This is a genomic window from Polaribacter sp. YIW18, assembly GCF_057219325.1.
This window is the reverse complement of record NZ_JBXVVE010000001.1, coordinates 468,255-486,829: the sequence shown is the minus strand read 5'-3', so window position 1 is coordinate 486,829 and position 18,575 is coordinate 468,255. Positions and strand designations below refer to the sequence as shown.

Below are 18,575 nucleotides of genomic sequence, written 5' to 3'. Positions count from 1 at the left end.
TTGTTTAAAACACAACAATTACGCAAAACCAACAGTTACACTTTTAAACAATTAAACAGTTACACGTTGAATACTAAGGAAATACTCAAAAAAGTTCGTAAAATAGAGATTAAGACACGTCGTTTGTCTGATCATATTTTTGGAGGTGAATACCACTCCTCTTTTAAAGGGCGAGGTATGACTTTTTCTGAAGTTAGACAGTACCAATTTGGAGACGATGTTAGAAGTATCGATTGGAATGTTACTGCACGTTACAGCGAACCTTACGTAAAAGTTTTTGAAGAAGAAAGAGAACTAACCATGATGTTGTTGGTAGATGTTTCTGGCTCAGAATCTTTTGGTACATCTCACCAATTTAAAAAAGATACTATAACAGAAATTGCGGCAACATTAGCTTTTTCTGCTACCCAAAATAACGATAAAGTAGGTTTAATTCTTTTTTCTGATGATGTAGAGCTTTTTATTCCTCCAAAAAAAGGAAAAAGTCATGTATTAAGAATTATTAGAGAATTGATAGAATTTAAACCTAAAAGTAAAAAAACCAATATTGCAGCAGCTTTAAAGTTTTTATCTAGTGTTTTAAAAAAAAGAGCGATTGTTTTTATGCTGTCTGATTTTATGGATGATGACTATGAAAAAACATTAAAAATTGCCGCAAAAAAGCACGATTTAACAGGCATCAAAGTATTTGATAAACATGATGAGGAAATTCCAAATTTAGGAATGGTACCTGTATTAGATGCAGAAACTGGCAGTGTACAATTGGTAAATACATCATCTAAATCTGTTAGAAATAGTTACAAAGCAAACGCTTTACGTTTAAACGATTATTTTACAAACACTTTTAAAAGAGGTGGTGCAGGCACTATAAACACTAGAGTTGATGAAAGTTATGTGAAAAAATTATTAGGTTATTTTAAACATAAAGGAAGATAAAAAGCCCATCTTAATCTTCCCAAAGGGAAGAAACACTCTTGTATAAAAGTTTGTGAAAACATAAAAAAGATTAAAAATTTGAAAACAAATAGTAGACATAAAATGCTTCCAAAAGCTATAAAAAAAGCACAAGCTAAACGTCCTCTCTCTTTTGGAGAGAGGATTGAGGTGAGAGGCTTTTATTTTGTTTTATTTGTTTTTTTCAGCTTTGCTACTTTTGCTCAAAACTCTATGGTTAAAGTAGAAATTGATACAACCAATATTAGAATTGGAGAGCAGTTTAATCTAAAAATATCTATAAACGAAACCGAAAATGTTATACTACCTAAATTACAATTAAAGGGTTTAGAAGTTATAGATTCTACCAAAATAGATACCCTAAAAAATAGTTTAATTAGAAGGTATATACTAACCGGTTTTGATAGTGGTGCTTTTTACATACCTCAACAACAAATATTTGTAAAAAATCAAGCTTATTTAACAGACTCATTATTAGTAAATGTAGCTTCTGTTGCTGTAGACACTACAAAAATTAAAAAATTTCCAATAAAATCTATTAAAAGCGAACCCTACACTTTTGATGATTTTAAAATATATATATACATAGCTTTGGCAGTTTTAGCCATTATTGCTTTTTGGATTTATTGGTTTGTCATCAGAAAAAGAAAAGAAGAGGAAGAAACACCAACCTATAGAACCTTACCACCTTATGAAGAAGCAATTTATAGGTTGAATGAGTTGGATGAAAAACTTTTATGGCAAAACAACAAGGTAAAAGAGTACTATTCTGAATTAACAGAAATTGTAAGAGGTTATATAGAAAGAGAACTAAAAGTACCTGCCTTAGAAAATACCACAGACGAAGTTTTATCGATGTTAAAAGATTTTAAAGATGTAGAAACCATACAAACTTCTAGAGAAACGATAGACAAGCTAAAAGATTTATTAAGAGAAGCAGATTTGGTAAAATTTGCAAAATCTAAACCTTTGGCTCCAGAAATAGAAGACGATAGAAAAGATGCAGAGTATATAATTGGCAACTTAAAACCAAAACCAACAATAGAAAAAGAAGAGGAAGATGGATTGGAGTAATTTTGAATTTTACAGTCCAGGGTTTTTGTGGCTACTAATAGCAGTACCCATTTTAGCAATTTGGCACTTTTTTATGCGTAAAAAAGATGCAGCAGTATTAACTGTACCTAGTGTTAAAGGTTTTAAAACAACCTCTATAATAACAAAGCTAAAACCGGTATTATATGCATTAAGAATATTGGCCATAGCAGCAACAATTATTGCGCTGGCAAGACCAAGAAATGTATCTGTTAGTAAAAAAACAAAAACAAACAGAGGTATAGATATTTTAATGGCAATAGATGTATCTGCAAGTATGTTGGCTAGAGATTTGAAACCGAACCGATTAGAAGCTTTAAAAAAAGTAGCAGTAAATTTTATAGATAGAAGGCCCAATGATAGAATTGGTATTGTAGTATATGCTGGAGAAAGTTTTACACAAACACCTATTACCAGCGATAAAGGTATTGTAAAAAGAACCATTTCTGAATTAAAGTGGGGTCAGTTAGAAGGTGGTACAGCTATTGGTATGGGCTTAGGTTCTGGTGTAAACAGGTTAAAAGAAAGCAAAGCAAAAAGTAAAGTAATTATCTTGTTAACAGATGGTGTAAATAATTCTGGTAATATAGATCCAAGAACTGCTACAGAATTAGCAAAAGAGTTAGGTATTAAAGTATACACCATTGGTATTGGTACAAATGGAATGGCAGATTTTCCATGGAGTAGAGATCCAAGAACTGGCAAATTAAACTTTAGAAAACAACAAGTAGAAATTGATGAAGCTTTGTTAAAAGAAATTGCTACAGAAACTGAAGGAAAATATTTTAGAGCCACAGACAACGAATCTTTAAAAGAGATTTATGATGAAATTGACAAACTAGAAAAAACAAAAATAGAGGAATTCAAATATTACAATTATCAAGAAAAATATAGAATTTTTGTATTTATTGCTCTAGGATTATTAGGATTAGAATTTATTTTAAGAAACACAATTTTTAAGAGTTTTATTTAGATGTATCGAATAGAAGAACCAATATATTTTTACTTGCTAGCAATCATTCCTGCAATGATTGTGATTTTCTTGTTGGTTTTTTGGTGGAAAAAAAGAACGCAATGTAAATTTTCTGATGCAGCATTATTAAAAAAGCTAGCACCAAATTCATCAACATTTAAAAACACTTTAAAACTTATTTTTTTATTAGTAGGTATTGCTTTTTTAGTAATTGGTTTAACCAATCCAAAAATGGGAACCAAATTAAAAACGGTAAAAAGAGAAGGTGTAGATGTTGTTTTTGCTTTAGATGTTTCTAAAAGTATGTTGGCAGAAGATATTGCCCCAAACAGATTAGAAAAATCAAAACAAATTATCTCTAAAATTATAGATAAATTAGGTTCAGATAGAGTGGGTATTATTGTGTATGCAGGTAATTCTTATCCATTATTACCAATAACAACAGACCATGGGGCTGCCAATATGTTTTTACAAAATGCAAATCCAGATATGGTTTCTAGCCAAGGTACAGCAATAAACGAAGCCTTAGAACTAGCAAAAACCTATTACAATAACGACGAGCAAACCAATCGATTTTTAATTATAATTTCTGATGGTGAAGACCACCAAGAAGAAACCAAACAAGTAGCACAGAATTTAGCAAACGAAGGTGTAAAAATTTACACAATTGGTGTAGGTACAGAAAAAGGTGGTCCAATACCAATGCGTTTAAACGGTTCTATGATTGGTTATAAAAAAGATAATAAAGGAGAAACTGTAATTAGCAAAAGAGTACCCAAAGTTTTACAAGGTATTGCAGATGCCTCTGATGGTAGTTATATAGATGGAAATGTTACAGACAATCCTGTAGATAAAATTGCAAATATTATTGCGAATGCAGAAAAAAATGAGTTTGAAACCAAGCAGTTTTCAGACTACAAAGATCAGTTTCAATGGTTTTTAGCATTAGGGTTATTATTTCTAGTAATAGATATATTCTTATTTGATAAGAAAACAAAATGGCTTAAAAAAGTAGATTTATTTAACGAAGAAAACAATAAAAAATAGACCCATGAAAAAAATACAGTACGCACTTATTATTTTTTTGATGCTATTTTCAACCAAAAATATTTTAGCTCAACAAGATACCATTACAAAACAAAGAAAAGCAAGACAATTGTTACGTAAAGGAAATGATTTGTATAAAAAACAACAATTTACAGATGCTTCTGTAGCGTACCAAAAAGCATTAGGTAGCAACTCTAATTACGATAAAGCCACCTATAATTTAGGGAATGCTTTATATCAAAATAAAAATTTTAAAGAGGCAATACCACAATACGAACTTACTGCAAAAACAGCTACAGATAAAATTACAAAAGCACAAGCCTACCATAATCTTGGTAATGCAATGATGGAGTCTAAAAACTATCAAGGTGCAGTAGATGCTTTTAAAAATGCTTTAAGAAATAATCCTTCGGATGATGAAACCCGTTACAATTTAGCAGTAGCTAAAAAGCTTTTAGAGAAAGAAAAGCAACAAAATAAAGACGATAAAAATAAAGATAAGAACAAAGACAATAAGGACAAAGATAAGAAAGACAAAGACGATAAAAATAAAGACAACAAAGACAAAGATAAAAACAAAGACAAAGATCAAGATAAAGACGGTAAAGGAGATAAGGATAAAGACAAAAACAAAGACCCAAAAAAAGACAATAAAAAAAATCCAGAAAAACCAAAACCACAACAGGGTAAAATGACGCCTCAACAAATAAAACAATTGCTAGAAAACTTAAATAACGAGGAGAAAAAAACCCAAAAGAAAATGAATGCTAAAAAAGCAAAAGGCAAAAAAGTAAAACAAGAAAAAGACTGGTAAAAAAGAAAATGAAATTGAAGTTTTACATAATCGTATTTATTGGCTTGCTAAGTTTTTCTTTAGCAGCGCAAGAAGCTACCCTAAAAACAAAAGTTAGTAAAAATAAATTAGGCGTAAACCAACGTTTACGGGTCATATTTTCTATAAACAAACAAGGTGCAGACAACTTTACACCTCCCAATTTCAACAATTTTAAAGTAGTTGGTGGACCAAGTCAGTCTGTTAGCCAATCGATATCTCAAACACCAAGTGGTAGAAAAGTTACTTTTTTACAGTCTTATACATATATTATTCAACCCAAAAAAAAAGGAGAACTTTCTATTGGAAGTGCTAGCATTAAAATAGGAGGCAAAACAATAAAATCAAACCCTGTAAAAATTATTGTTTTAGATGCTGTAGAAATTCCAAAAGACCCCAATGATCCTAATTATATTGCCCAACAAAACATTCATTTAGTTGCAGAAATTTCTAAATCTAAACCCTTTGTGGGCGAAGGTATTTATGTAGAATACAGATTGTATGTAAGCGAAAATGTAAGCGTATACGATACCAATGTAAAAGAAGCACCACAATACAATGGTTTTTGGAATCAGAACATAAAAATAAATGGTTACCCAGTAAAAATGGGCAAATATAATGGCGAAGATTATAGATATATTGTCTTACAAAAAGCCTTATTAATTCCCACAAAAACCGGTAAATTAACCATAGATCCTATGAAAATGGATATTATAATTGGTGTACCTTCTGGAAGAGCAGATTTTTTTGGTAACATCATTACAAAAAATGTAAGAAGAGAGTTTGCATCAGCCAAAAAAACAATCATTCCAAAAAGTCTTCCTATAGAAGGCAAACCTAATAATTTTACGGGTGCTGTTGGCGATTTTAAATTTGATGTTGCGCTTAGTAAAGATGTTTTAAAAGCCAATGAAACATCTCAAATAAAAGTAGCCATTTCTGGTAAGGGGAATTTAAATTTATTTGAATTACCTACTATAACCACTCCTGCAGAATTAGAAATGTATCAACCAGAAAGAAAAGAAAAAGTAAGAACAAACACTAACGGAATTTCGGGCTCTGTAACAGATACATACACTGTAGTGCCACAATATAAGGGAAAATACAAAATACCAAGTGTATCGTTTTCTTACTTTAATCCTAAAGAAAAAAAGTACAAAACAATTAATACAGAAGATTTTTATGTTGATGTACAAGAAGGTAAAGAACTGGTAACTTCAGATACAACAACTGTTACCAAAAAAAATGTAGTTGCTACGGGAGAAAATTTTAGATACATAGCCACAAAAACAAGTTTTATAACTCAAGAAAAATCAGGTTTCTTTAAATCTACTTTGTTTTACATCTTATTTTTAGTGCCCTTATTTGCAATACCTATTACCGTTTTTATTGGTAAAAAACAGCAAGAAAGAAATAATGATCTAGTGGGCAACAAATTAAGAAGAGCAAATAAATTAGCTAAAAAATATTTATCTGAAGCCCAAAAACAATTGGGCAAAAAAGAAGCTTTTTACGAAGCTTTAGAACGTGCTTTACACAATTACTTAAAAGCTAAATTAGGTATAGAAACTGCAGATATTAGTAAAGAAAAAATAACGAGTTTGTTAGAGGATAAAAATGTAGATCAAGAAACTATTAAACAATTTATAGAAGTGCTTAAAAGTTCAGATTTTGCACGTTATACACCATTTACAGCCACTCAAATGAAAGAAGAGTTTGAAAGAGCAAAAGAAGTTATTGTACAATTAGATAAACAATTATAAAATGAGAAAGCTTGTATTTTTATTGTTGATAATTGCCCACTTTACATCGGCTCAAAGTTTAGATAGTTTGTTTGTATCTGCTAACGAAAACTATAGAAATGGAGAGTATGAAAAAGCCATAAAAGTTTACGAAGAAATTATAAATCAAAACGCAATTTCAGCTGAATTATACTATAATTTAGGAAATGCATATTACAAGTTAAATAAAGTAGGCCCTAGCATTTTTTACTACGAAAAAGCTTTACAGTTAAATCCGCAAAACCAAGATGTAAAAAACAATTTAGTATTTGCAAAACGTTTGGCTTTAGACAACATAGAAGCAATACCTAAAACCTTATTACAAAAATTAAATGCAAATTACTTACAACAATTAACTTATAATCAATGGGCAATTGTAGTTGTTTTATTAGCCATTGTATCCTCTCTAATGTTTTTGTTATTTTACTTTGCAGAAATCCCCAAAAAGAAAAGACTTTATTTTACTACAAGTATGATTGGTTTTCTCTTGTTAATAATTACAACTTTTATAACTTACAAGCAATACAGTCAATCTAAAAAAAATGTACAAGCTATTGTTTTTGCTACAAAAACGGAAGTTAGAAATGCACCTACTTTCAATTCAGAAGAAATTTTTACCTTACATGAAGGTACAAAAGTTACCGTTTTAGATACCATAGATAATTGGAAAAAAATTAAAATTGCAGATGGCAAACAAGGTTGGATTATAGCAGAAGAAATAAAACTACTAAATACTTTTTAAAACTAATACTTTTAAAAAAATTACATTGTTCCTATAAAATTAACTACAACATTAGCTCTATTTAACAACTGTTTATCAAAGGATTATATTTTAATTAAAAACGAATGCAGTTGACACTTAAATTAAAGAAATCTTGGTTATTTAAGATTAGTTACATATAATTCTTGAATTTGCTCAAAATCAAAGTTGAATTAATTTTTTAGATAGGCTTATTTTGTTTGATAAAAGTTGTACTTTTAAGAATTAAAAAGGCTATTTAAAATAGATTTATTACTTTGAAACAATCAATCAAAATCAAATGAAATTTTTTTTTTCTAATCTTAAAGGAGATACCTTTGGTGGTATAACTGCAGGTATTGTTGCGCTTCCATTAGCATTGGCTTTCGGTGTTTCTTCTGGTTTAGGGCCAACAGCAGGTTTGTATGGGGCTATTTTTATTAGTTTTTTTGCAGCACTTTTTGGTGGTACAAATACACAAATATCGGGTCCAACAGCGCCAATGACAGCAGTAAGTATGGTAATTATTGCAGGTATTGTTGCTGCCAACGATGGTGACGTTTCTAAAGCTTTACCAGCAATTTTATCTGTATTTTTGTTAGCTGGTTTGTTTCAAATAGGCTTGGGCTTATTAGGTTTTGGTAAATATATTCGCTACATACCATACCCAGTAGTTTCTGGATTTATGACTGCCATTGGTTTAATTATTTTATTAACCCAAGTATTGCCATCTGTAGGTTATTATCCAAAAGAAGATATGAACTTTGTAGAAGAATTTAAACCCCAAGCACAAGAAGTTATTTTAGAAAATATTTTAAAAGAAGAAGCTGGCGAAGGTATTTTAATTTTAGAAAACTTTGAAGAAACTACAAAAAGAGGAAAAAAGATTACTGAAGCACAAATTTTAAAAGAATCTCAAACACTTGCCGCAAAAAAAGCTTCTGGTACTATTGGTGCTATAAAAGTTTTTCCAAGAGCCATTAAAAATATAAATTGGTTAGAATTAGCTTTGGCTTTAGGCACCATTTTTATTATTTATGGTTTTAAACGCATCACAACAAAAATACCTAGCACACTAGTTGCACTATTAGTAATGTCTGGTATTGCTGTAGGTTTTAGTTTAGATTACAGAACCATACAAGAAATTCCTGGAGGCATACCAATGCCAAAATTAGAAATTATTACAGAGTTTAGTTTTAGCACAATTTCACCCTATATTTTTACAGCCTTAACACTATCGCTTTTAGGTGCTATAGACTCCCTTTTAACAAGTGTAGTTGCAGATAACATGACCAAAACCAAACATAAACCCAATAAAGAACTGGTTGGGCAAGGTATTGGAAATAGTATTGCAGCAATTTTTGGAGGTATACCTGGTGCAGGTGCAACTATAAGAACAGTAGTAAATATTAATGCAGGTGGTAAAACCAAACTTTCTGGTATGTTAGCTGGTTTAGTGCTTTTAGTTATCATGTTAGCGTTAGGACCTATAGCCTCTAAAATTCCTGCGGCAGTTTTAGCTGGTATTTTAATAACCGTAGGTATTAATGTAATGGATTATAAAGGGTTAAGAGCAATACCGTATTTACCTAAAGATATGAAGTTAGGTCCCATAAAATTAAGCTCAGAAGTAATTATTATGTTAGTCGTGTTGTTTTTATCTACTTTTTGGGATTTAATTTATGCTGTGGGTATTGGTTTGGTAATTGCCTCTTTAATGTTTATGAAAAAAATTGGAGACATTACAGGCAAAAGAAGTTTAGTAAAGAATTTAGATAAAAAATCGTGGCCCGATGAAAAAGGATTTCCTAAAGAATTAAGAGAAGAAGTTTTTATAAAGCACGTAAAAGGACCTCTGTTCTTTGGTTCTACAAGTGATTTTCAGCAATTAGCTGGGCAAATACCCTCTACTGCATCAAAAGTAATAATGAGATTAGTTAACATGCACTATTTAGATCAATCTGGTTTATATGCCTTAGAAGACACCTTAATGGACCTTAAAAATAAAGAGGTAGAAGTGTTATTTGTGGGCTTACAAGAACAACCAAAATATATGATGGAAAGAATCGATATTATTCCAGACCTTATTCTTAGAGAACATATTTTTGAAGAATTTGATGACTGTGTAGAATGGATAAAACAAAACGTTGAAGATAAATACTAAAAAATATAAAATCATGAAAAAGACTTATTATCATCAATTATTAGAAAATAATAAAGATTGGGTAGAAAAAAAATTAGATAACAATCCAAAGTATTTTGAAGAATTATCTAAAGGTCAAAATCCACCTGTTTTATGGATTGGTTGTGCAGATAGTAGAGTGCCAGCAAACCAAATTACAGGCACATTACCAGGAGAAATATTTGTACATAGAAATATTGCAAACATGGTTGTACACACAGACATGAACATGTTAAGCGTTCTAGATTATGCTGTAAATCACTTAAAAGTAAAACACGTAATTGTTTGTGGTCATTATGGTTGTGGAGGTGTACAAGCTGCAATGCAAAATAAATCTTTAGGTTTAATTAATAAATGGATACGCAATATTAAAGAAGTATACAAAGACAATTTTACAGAACTTAAAAAAATTAAAGACGACCAAAAAAGATTTGATAGATTGGTAGAGCTAAATGTAATTGCACAAGTTTATGATTTGGCAAAAACCTCTATTATACAACATGCTTGGAAAAAAGAGGAAGGCTTAGAAATACATGGTTGGGTTTATGGTTTAAATAATGGTATTATAAAAGACTTAAAAGTTTCTATGGACAGTGCCGCACATCTAGACAGTATTTTTACCTTAGACTTGGACTAAAAAAGAAGTGCTATAAAAAGAACTTTTTGTCTGTTTTTCTGGTGATATATTTTGCAATTATCAAAAGAGGTTTTCTAAAAAGTAATTATAGATGTTATTTAAATTAGAATACAGAAATCTAAAATAAATAGGTTTTTACGACTATTCTTAAATTAACAGAAATTTTAAACTTTTAAAATAACCTCATTTAGTTTTTTAAAAAATAAAGTAAAGATTTCGCTCAATAATTTTTATAGTAATTCACAAAAAAATTGCAAAAACTATATCTCTATATGTAGGGGATTTACACCTTCTTTATCATCATCTTTAATGATTGAAGGAAATATGGTAGGAGCAATTTTCTTTACAGGTTCAAACAAAATAGAACTCTCTAAGGTTTCTTTGTCTAAAAAAGGAATGGTGTTATTCATTTTACCAAAAAAAATAAAGATTACACTTAAAATTAAGCCTATTTTAAGTACGCCAAAAACGCCACCCAATATTTTATTTAAAATTCCTAAAGCTGCAAAATCTGCTAATTTTGTTAACACTTTACCTAACAAGGCAATAATAATTATAATAATTATAAATGTGCCTGCAAAGGCTGCTAAAGAAATATATTCTTCTGACCAAGAGACGTATTCTTTTAAAAAATCACCTAAAAAATATGAAAAATGTATGGCTCCATACACACCACCAATTAAAGCAACTAAAGAAGCTACCTCTACAAAAAGCCCTTTCATAATGCCTCTTACAAAGCCAAAAATTAAAAGCGCAGCAATTATAATATCAAAAATATTCATTAAAATAGTTTTGGTAAACCTACATCTTTTTTTTAAAATTTAAAAATAGGCATTGTATCTTTACACCTTTAAATCCAAATGCTATGCCAAAAATTAGTAACCTTAAAGAAATGTGGACTTTGTTAGTAGAAAAACTAACAAATCAGTTTGCAGATGGTGATGAGTTAAATATAGACGGAATTATTTACCTAATTGGTGTTCAAGAATTAGGGCAAGGAAACAGAAAGTTTAAAAAAGACGAAAAAGTAAATCTAATGCACATTGCTATTTGCAAATTATTAGAACCTTATGGGTATTATGAGTTCGATTTTTTTGATGATGATGGCTGGCCTCACTATAAAGTTTTAACAGAATTACCCAATTTAAAACCAGGAGAACAAACCGTTTTAATGAAAGAAGCTATTGTAAATTATTTTGAGGCATTAAACTACTTTGCAGACTAAGTTACACTCAATTTTCTTATTAAAACAGCAAACAGTTTAGGAAAAAACCTTTTTACATACACACCCATTTTTTCTTTAGCACCAGCAATATATACCTCAGCTTTTTGTTTTTCTATTGCTTTTATTATTAACGTTGCACAACGTTCTGCAGACATACCTTTTCCTGTTGCAACATCCATTTTTCCTAATGCAGTTCCATTTCCTGTAAGTGCATTTTTAGAAACATTGGTTTTAATAAAACCAGGGCAAATTAAGCTAACAACAATATTATTTTTATGGTTTTCTGCTCGTAAACTATCAAAAAAACCATGTAAAGCATGTTTACTAGCGGCATAACTAGATCTTAATGGAGTACCAATTTTACCAACAATACTAGTAGTTACCACAAAATGCCCCTTTTTATTAGCAATAAAATGTGGTAAAATAGCTTTTGTTAGTGCAACTGTACCAATATAATTTATATCCATAATACGTTTGTCTACTGCAATTTGTGTTTCGTGTGCTAAAGAACGCTGACTAACACCTCCATTATTCACTAAAATATCTACATGACCAAAAGCATTTATAGCAAGGTTTGCTTTTTCTTTTAAAGAATTAAAATCTTCTAAATCTAAAGGAATAATGTGTACATTTTTAGGCTCTTTGCAAAGATTTTTTACACTTTCTAAAGCCTCTATATTTCTAGATGATAGTACTAATTTTACATTTTTAGTTGAAAGTGCTATGGCTAGTGCTTTTCCAATACCAGAAGAGGCTCCTGTAACCCAAATTACTTTGTTTGATAAAGACATTGTTTTTTAAAATACAAGATACCTATTTTGCTTTAGAAATAGTATTTTTGATATACTTATTGACTATCTTTTTTTTAAAACACAATTACAATGCTAAAATTTAAAAAATTACTCGCTTTTATATTTTTAATATCCTCATTTGCAAATGCACAATATTTGGTGAACGCAACTATGACAAACACGGTAGATACAGATTGGGTTATGTTATATAGAATAGAAGGCACAAGACAACATTTTATTCAAAATACAACCATACAAAAAGATACCATTTTAATAGAAGGCCACAAGCAAGAAATTGGTTCTTTTCAATTTAATTTACCAGCGAGTACCAAAGTAGGTTCTTATAGAATAAATTACAGAACAAAAGAAGCAGGCTTTGTAGATTTTATTTTTAATAAAGAAAATATCCGTTTTACGTTTCATCCAGATTACCCAGAACAAACTGTTTTGTTTTCAGAATCTGATGAAAATATTGTGTATAAAAACTACCTTACACAAATCTCTAATGAACAACAAAAGTTAGATTCTTTGCAAATTACAGCCATTAGAAACCCTAACTTCGATCTTAAAACAGCCTACAAAAAAAGCTTAGCTACCATAAATACAATACAAAGTAAATATTTAGATAGTACTAGAAATATGTATGTAAAACCTTTTATAAAGGCTACTTTAAGGGCAAATCCACCAGAAATTAAAACCACTGTGCAAGACTACATGTCTAATATAACTAGTACTTTCTTTGATAATATGGATTTTTCTAACACAGCTCTTAAAAACTCCTCTTTTTTGGTTGATAGAATTACCGATTATATTTTTTACATTAATTATTCTGATGATGCAGAAACACAACAAAAAATTTATAAAAATTCTGTAGAAAAAGTGTTTACAAAAATTAATGATCCGATTTTTAAGAAAGATATTATTGAGTTTTTAATTGACCAATTTGAGCAAAATAGCAACATAAAAATGGTAGATCATTTGTTTAAAAACTATTTCGATAAATTACCAGAAACCTTACAAAATAAAAAGTTTAAAGAAGAAAAACTAAAACTTTTAGCTACAAAAATTGGCAGAGTAGCACCTAACTTTTCTTGGACAGAAAATGGAAAAAAACTTGAATTAGCTACGCTAAATGATGCCGAAAATTATGTGTTGGTTTTTTGGAGTACAAGTTGTTCTCATTGTTTGAAAGAAATACCTGTGTTACATAAATTTTTACAAGATAAAAACAATATTAAAGTTGTTGCTTTCTCTTTAGAAACAAATGATTTTGGTTGGAAAAATATGAAAGTAAACCTACCCAATTGGCATCATGTTTTGGGTTTAAATAAATGGGAAAACAAGATAGCAAGAACCTATAACATTAATGCAACACCTACTTATTTTGTATTAGATGCAAACAAAAAAATTATTGCAAATCCAGAAGAACTAAAAGAATTAGAGGCTTTTATAGATAAACTTTAGCGTTTTAGAAATACAAAAAAGCATCTTCTAAATGCTCAATTTTTGTATGGTTTTGCTGATGCACAATTGCGATAATATCAAAACGAACCTCTACATCTAACTCTTTTTGAATAACATAATAATCTATGGCACTTACCATTAATTTAATTTTTTTTGGTTTTACAGCATCTTGTGGTTCTTCAAAAAAATTGGTAGATCTTGTTTTTACTTCTACAGCCACTAAAACATCTTTTTTTATGGCAATAATATCTACTTCAGCTTTTAAATAACGGTAATTTTTTTCTAAGATTTTATAATCGTTTTTAATTAAAAAATCGATAGCTAGTTGTTCTCCTTTTTTACCAAGATCATTATGTTGCGCCATTGTGTGAAATTACAAATTATTGTTTACTTTTAAACTCTATGGATTTCCCTTTTGGTTTTGGACAAAAAAGTTCACTGTTACTTATTTTCTTTTTTCATGGAGTTGTATTCTCTTATTTGTTGTTAAGAAAAGGATTTTTTTATAAAAACAGAGCTAGTAAATGGTTGAGTTTTTTGTTGTTTTTATGTGCGCTATATATTGCACCATATATGTTAGGTTACGCAAATTGGTATGCCAATAAAATAACCCGAGAAATTTTATTTTTTGTGCCTTTTATGCAAGTATTATTAATTGGCCCAGTTATTTATTTTTACACAAAAAGCCTACTAAACAATCAATTTAAAATCTCTAAAAAAGATTGGATACATTTTATCCCAGCAATTTTGTATTTGTGTTATAGCCTAATCGTTTTTATAACTGATAAATTTATTTTAGATGAATTCTATTTTTATGCAGATGGTAGAGATAAAGATTTGGCAAATTGGTATCAAATAGCAGGTGTTATTTCTATGGGGTTTTATTTAGTGTTGAGTTTAAAACACTACTCTAAATATAAAAAATTAGTTTATGATAAGGTAAGTTTTGCAGATTCCATTTTGTTTCAATGGATTCATAATTTCTTAGTTGCATTTTTAGCAATTCTAATTTTAAGAGTTTTATTATTTATACTAAATCCTGAATGGGGAGAATTTGGCAGTCAATTTTGGCATTATATCATTTTCTCTTTTGTGGTACTATATATTTCCATAAATGGATATGCAAATGCTGTAAAAATGGCTTTTTTAAGTGATGTGAATTCAGAAAGTATCAATGTTTTTTCTGATGCCGAAAAAGAAGACAAACCAAAACAAGAAAATATCAACCAAAAAGAAATTGAGTTTTGGAAGCAAAAAATAATAGAATTAATTGATAAAGAAAAAATATACCAAAACCCAAAACTAACACTTACTGATGTTTCAAAATTATTAGAAACAAATACAAAAACAGTTTCAAAAAGTATCAATTCTGGATTTGAGATGAATTTTAACGACTTTATCAATCATTATAGAATAGAAGCTGTAAAAGAAAAACTAAAAAAAGGTGAGCATAAAAAATCAACATTTTTATGTATTGCATTTGAATGTGGTTTCAATAGCAAAGCAACTTTTAATAGAGCTTTTAAAAAAAGCACTGGTTTATCACCTAAAGATTATTTACAAAAACTAAGCTAATACTTAGTCTCAAATCAAGATTTGAAGCGATTCAACTTTATGTAAGCCTCATCTTTGTATCAAATTAATTCCATATTTATGAAAACTATTGTTTTGTTTGTTGCGCTTTTTATTTGCACATTTTTTATTGCTCAAGAAAATAAAATTGCTAAAATTGATTCAATTATTAATTCTAAAGTAAAACCAAATCACCCTGGAATTGCTATAGGAATTATTAAAGATGGAAAAATCATTTATGAAAAATATCGGGGTTTAGCCAACTTGCAACATCAGGTAAAATTTGATGAAAAAACACGATCAAACATTGCATCAACAGCAAAACAATTTACAGCTTTAATGATTTTTGATTTATCATTAAATGGAAAATTATCTTTAGAGGATGATATTAGAAAATACTTGACTAAAATTTACCCAAATGTAAAAGAGGAAATTAAAATTAGGCACTTATTAAATCATACAAGTGGAATTCGAGATTATGTAGAATTGCTAGATTTAGAAGGTGAGGTTTGGTGGAAAAGATTTGGATTTGATAATGATGATGTTTTAGAATTATTAGAAAATCAAGAAGAACTGGGTTTTAAACCAGGAACAAGATACAGTTATAGTAATTCCAACTACAATGTACTTACCAAAATAATTGAAAAAGTAACTGACAAAACATTTAATGAATACTCTAAAACTTTCTTTGAAAATTTAGGTATGAATGAAACTTCTTTTGTAGAAAGATATATGAAAGTAATACCTAATAGAGCCAACCCTTATTCTGATTGGGGAAGAGGTGAATGGTGGGAAGTACCAACAGTTACCAAAACCAATGGAGAAGGTTTTTTATTTACAACTTTAAGAGACCAAATTACTTATGAGAAAGCTGTACAAAGCGCAAAGCATAATTACAGTATTTTACTAATTGAAAGTCAAAAATCTATACCAAATAGCGAAATACAAACCTATGGGTTTGGTTTAGAGTTAGAAGATAAACTAGGTAGAAAAGCAGTACACCATTCAGGAGGAACCTATGGTTTTCATTCACAAACATACCGATTTCCAAAAGAAAAACTAACCATTTTTGCAATGAGTAATAATGGTAATATTAGTACCAATTTAATTGCACAAAGTATAGCAAAGTTGTTGCTTCCAAAATCAAATCAAAAACCAAAATACAATTCAAAAATATATGAAGTAAAAAAGGTAAAAGACGAGGTAACTATTTTAGGAAAATACACCTATCCAAATGAAAATAGTGTTGTAGAAGTTCTACAGAAAAACGGAAAAACTTTTTGGAAAGAGAAAAATTTTACTGTAGAAATGGTTTCAGAGAATAAAATGTATTTTCATTTACAAATAATCCCAAACTAAAAGTTGTTTTTTATAAGGATAAAATGACTGAATATTATCCTTCAGGCAAAACGATGGATTATAAAAAAATCAATTCTTCACCTGTTTTATTGTCTGATTTAGAAGGATTAATAGGTAATTATCACAATAAAGAATTAGATATAAATTTTGACTTTAAACTTTCTAAAGAAAACAAGTTACAATTCAAATTATCAACAAATAAAGGTTTTAATGATGTTGAAGTGTATAACAAAACATACCTACAAACTAACAACTTTTTTATAAAAATACACAGAGATCAATTTGATAGAGTTACAGAAATATTACTTACTTATGGTAGAGCTAAAAATATTAGGTTCAATAAAAAGAGTAATCTAAAATTTCAACCAAAAATAGCCACCGAAAACGGTTCTATAAATGTAACAACAATTGGTTCTAGAAAAGGGAATTCATCACAGATATTGTTGACAAAGAATTATGAAAATGGCAATGAAATTTGGTCAAAACAATTTGGTGGGAAAAGTTATGACAAAGCAAGTTCTATCATCAATACAAAAGATGGATATTTAATTATTGGTTCAACCAGTTCTTTTGGAAAAGGAAACTATGATATGTTTGTTATTAAAACCGATAAAAAAGGAAAAAAAATCTGGCAAAACACCTATGGTGGTTTTTATAATGAATATGGTTACACTGCAGAAAAAACTAAAAAAGGTTATTTGATTAAAGGAACCATTCAAAATTGCACATCAAACACAGATGTTTTTAATAGAAAATGCACCACAAATGTTTGGTTTGTAAATATTGATAAAAAAGGAAAAGAATTGTCAAATACAATTTTGGAAGAAATAAAAACAAAATTTTAACGAGAAAACTTTACTGAATACTGCTTACTGCTAACTGCTAATTGTAAATTTCTCCCAAAAATTATAGCTCTATTATCGGCTTCGTGTCCTGCAGGAAAATTAAAAAATACAGGAACATCTGCTGGAATTGCCTCTAAAATTAATTGCTCTATAGAACTCCCCCATTTTGTAGTATTCTTTTTAATCAAACTCATATCTCCCACAATTACCGCTTTTACATTGGTAAAATAATTAGCACGTTTTAAGCTTTGCAACATTCTATCAATAGCATATTTGTACTCACCAATTTCTTCTATAAACAAAATTTTATCAGCTGTGTTTAACTGACTTTTAGAGCCCAACATAGAAGTTAAAATTGCCAAATTCCCACCTATCAATTGTCCGTTAATTTTAACATCAACTTCACCTCTATTGTATTTTGAGGCTTTTACTGAGTATGTAATTTCTTCTCCAAAAAGTGCTTTTTTAAAACTAGCAATGGTTTTTATAATTTCTTCTGGTTTTTCTTGTAAACTAGTTGCCATCATTGCATGTAAAGTTTCTACACCTAAGTTATTTATGTGATTATGAAACGCTGTAATGTCAGAATAACCAATAATCCATTTTGGGCTTTTTAAAAACTGTGTGTAATCTAATTTATCTAATATTCTAACAGAACCATAACCCCCTCTTGCTGCCCAAATTGCTTTAATATTTGGGTTGTCTAAAGCCTCTTGAAAATCTTGACAACGTTGTAAATCTGTACCTGCAAAATGATGGTTTTGCACATAAATATATTTTCCTAAAACCACATGTAAACCCCAACTTTCTGCCAATTTTTTCGCTTTTTCTATGGTTGCTTGTCTGTTTTTTAAAATGCCTGCTGGTGCAACAATAGCTATAGAATCTCCAAGTGTTAAATAAGCTGGTCTTTGTAATGTTTCTTGTGCTTTTACAGAGGAGAAAAAAATCGATAAAAAAGCTGTTAATACTATAAATTTCTTCAAAATTTGTTTTGTTTCTTGGTTCTATAAGTCAAAATATTGTGTGAATGTAAATGTATCAATTTTCAATCGATTTTAAAATTTTGTTTTTCGTACTTT

The 18,575-nt window shown here is 29.3% G+C and carries 18 protein-coding genes; 14 read left to right on the top strand and 4 right to left on the bottom strand.

The genetic code is table 11. From position 1 onward, the window contains the following. Positions 1 to 66: 66 nt before the first annotated feature. The 9 genes from AC2D6T_RS02105 (at position 67) to can (ending at position 10,237) form a co-directional block, all read left to right on the top strand. Entirely contained in the window at positions 67 to 936 is an 870-nt protein-coding gene (locus tag AC2D6T_RS02105; protein ID WP_484680294.1) for a DUF58 domain-containing protein, read from the top strand. Between the two features lie 231 nt (positions 937 to 1,167). After that, positions 1,168 to 2,028: a BatD family protein gene (locus AC2D6T_RS02100; protein WP_484680306.1), complete on the top strand. Its 861-nt coding sequence runs from the start codon at positions 1,168 to 1,170 to the stop codon at positions 2,026 to 2,028. Then, positions 2,015 to 3,019, top strand: a complete 1,005-nt coding sequence (locus AC2D6T_RS02095; protein WP_484680293.1) for a vWA domain-containing protein — start codon at positions 2,015 to 2,017, stop codon at positions 3,017 to 3,019. Before AC2D6T_RS02100 ends, AC2D6T_RS02095 begins: the two co-directional genes overlap by 14 nt. Further along, a complete protein-coding gene (locus AC2D6T_RS02090) occupies positions 3,020 to 4,066 on the top strand; it encodes a VWA domain-containing protein (protein ID WP_484680292.1) in 1,047 nt (348 codons plus the stop codon). A gap of 4 nt (positions 4,067 to 4,070) precedes the next feature. Then, positions 4,071 to 4,880, top strand: a complete 810-nt coding sequence (locus AC2D6T_RS02085; RefSeq protein ID WP_347186583.1) for a tetratricopeptide repeat protein — start codon at positions 4,071 to 4,073, stop codon at positions 4,878 to 4,880. A gap of 8 nt (positions 4,881 to 4,888) precedes the next feature. Then, positions 4,889 to 6,661 carry a BatD family protein gene (locus AC2D6T_RS02080; RefSeq protein WP_484680291.1) on the top strand — a complete coding sequence of 591 codons (1,773 nt, stop codon included), beginning with the start codon at positions 4,889 to 4,891 and terminating at the stop codon, positions 6,659 to 6,661. Between the two features lies 1 nt (position 6,662). Next, on the top strand, positions 6,663 to 7,421 hold the full coding sequence (locus AC2D6T_RS02075) for an SH3 domain-containing protein (RefSeq protein ID WP_438989460.1): 759 nt from the start codon (positions 6,663 to 6,665) through the stop codon (positions 7,419 to 7,421). A gap of 298 nt (positions 7,422 to 7,719) precedes the next feature. Further along, positions 7,720 to 9,582 (top strand): SulP family inorganic anion transporter, encoded by a 1,863-nt coding sequence (locus tag AC2D6T_RS02070; protein ID WP_438989461.1) that lies wholly within the window; start codon positions 7,720 to 7,722, stop codon positions 9,580 to 9,582. 13 nt (positions 9,583 to 9,595) lie between these two features. After that, the gene (gene can, locus AC2D6T_RS02065; RefSeq protein ID WP_438989462.1) at positions 9,596 to 10,237 is read left to right on the top strand and encodes a carbonate dehydratase; all 642 of its coding nucleotides are present in this window, start codon (positions 9,596 to 9,598) and stop codon (positions 10,235 to 10,237) included. 260 nt (positions 10,238 to 10,497) lie between these two features. On the opposite strand, the gene AC2D6T_RS02060 is transcribed toward can, so the two are convergent. Beyond that, positions 10,498 to 11,019 carry a CvpA family protein gene (locus tag AC2D6T_RS02060; protein ID WP_484680290.1) on the bottom strand — a complete coding sequence of 174 codons (522 nt, stop codon included), beginning with the start codon at positions 11,017 to 11,019 and terminating at the stop codon, positions 10,498 to 10,500. Positions 11,020 to 11,102: 83 nt separating this feature from the next. Here AC2D6T_RS02060 and AC2D6T_RS02055 point away from each other — a divergent pair, with 83 nt between their 5' ends. Further along, positions 11,103 to 11,462 carry a hypothetical protein gene (locus AC2D6T_RS02055; protein ID WP_298948945.1) on the top strand — a complete coding sequence of 120 codons (360 nt, stop codon included), beginning with the start codon at positions 11,103 to 11,105 and terminating at the stop codon, positions 11,460 to 11,462. On the opposite strand, the gene AC2D6T_RS02050 is transcribed toward AC2D6T_RS02055, so the two are convergent. After that, positions 11,459 to 12,253, bottom strand: coding sequence for an SDR family oxidoreductase (locus AC2D6T_RS02050; RefSeq protein WP_484680289.1), 795 nt, complete (start codon positions 12,251 to 12,253; stop codon positions 11,459 to 11,461). The two genes, AC2D6T_RS02055 and AC2D6T_RS02050, sit on opposite strands and share 4 nt — an antisense overlap. A 90-nt stretch (positions 12,254 to 12,343) precedes the next feature. Between AC2D6T_RS02050 and AC2D6T_RS02045 the strand changes: the two genes are divergently transcribed. Then, positions 12,344 to 13,717 carry a TlpA family protein disulfide reductase gene (locus AC2D6T_RS02045; protein WP_484680288.1) on the top strand — a complete coding sequence of 458 codons (1,374 nt, stop codon included), beginning with the start codon at positions 12,344 to 12,346 and terminating at the stop codon, positions 13,715 to 13,717. A gap of 4 nt (positions 13,718 to 13,721) precedes the next feature. On the opposite strand, the gene AC2D6T_RS02040 is transcribed toward AC2D6T_RS02045, so the two are convergent. Then, positions 13,722 to 14,081, bottom strand: coding sequence for a YraN family protein (locus AC2D6T_RS02040; RefSeq protein ID WP_438989466.1), 360 nt, complete (start codon positions 14,079 to 14,081; stop codon positions 13,722 to 13,724). Between the two features lie 38 nt (positions 14,082 to 14,119). Between AC2D6T_RS02040 and AC2D6T_RS02035 the strand changes: the two genes are divergently transcribed. The 3 genes from AC2D6T_RS02035 to AC2D6T_RS02025 all read left to right on the top strand — a co-directional run bounded on the left by AC2D6T_RS02035 (position 14,120) and on the right by AC2D6T_RS02025 (position 17,493). Next, positions 14,120 to 15,292: a helix-turn-helix domain-containing protein gene (locus tag AC2D6T_RS02035; RefSeq protein WP_484680287.1), complete on the top strand. Its 1,173-nt coding sequence runs from the start codon at positions 14,120 to 14,122 to the stop codon at positions 15,290 to 15,292. Positions 15,293 to 15,370: 78 nt separating this feature from the next. Next, positions 15,371 to 16,648: a serine hydrolase domain-containing protein gene (locus AC2D6T_RS02030; RefSeq protein WP_484680286.1), complete on the top strand. Its 1,278-nt coding sequence runs from the start codon at positions 15,371 to 15,373 to the stop codon at positions 16,646 to 16,648. A 23-nt stretch (positions 16,649 to 16,671) separates the two neighbouring features. Next, the gene (locus AC2D6T_RS02025; protein ID WP_484680285.1) at positions 16,672 to 17,493 is read left to right on the top strand and encodes a hypothetical protein; all 822 of its coding nucleotides are present in this window, start codon (positions 16,672 to 16,674) and stop codon (positions 17,491 to 17,493) included. Here AC2D6T_RS02025 and AC2D6T_RS02020 read toward each other — a convergent pair. Then, positions 17,490 to 18,479 (bottom strand): S66 peptidase family protein, encoded by a 990-nt coding sequence (locus tag AC2D6T_RS02020; RefSeq protein ID WP_484680284.1) that lies wholly within the window; start codon positions 18,477 to 18,479, stop codon positions 17,490 to 17,492. The two genes, AC2D6T_RS02025 and AC2D6T_RS02020, sit on opposite strands and share 4 nt — an antisense overlap. Between the last annotated feature and the right edge of the window lie 96 nt (positions 18,480 to 18,575).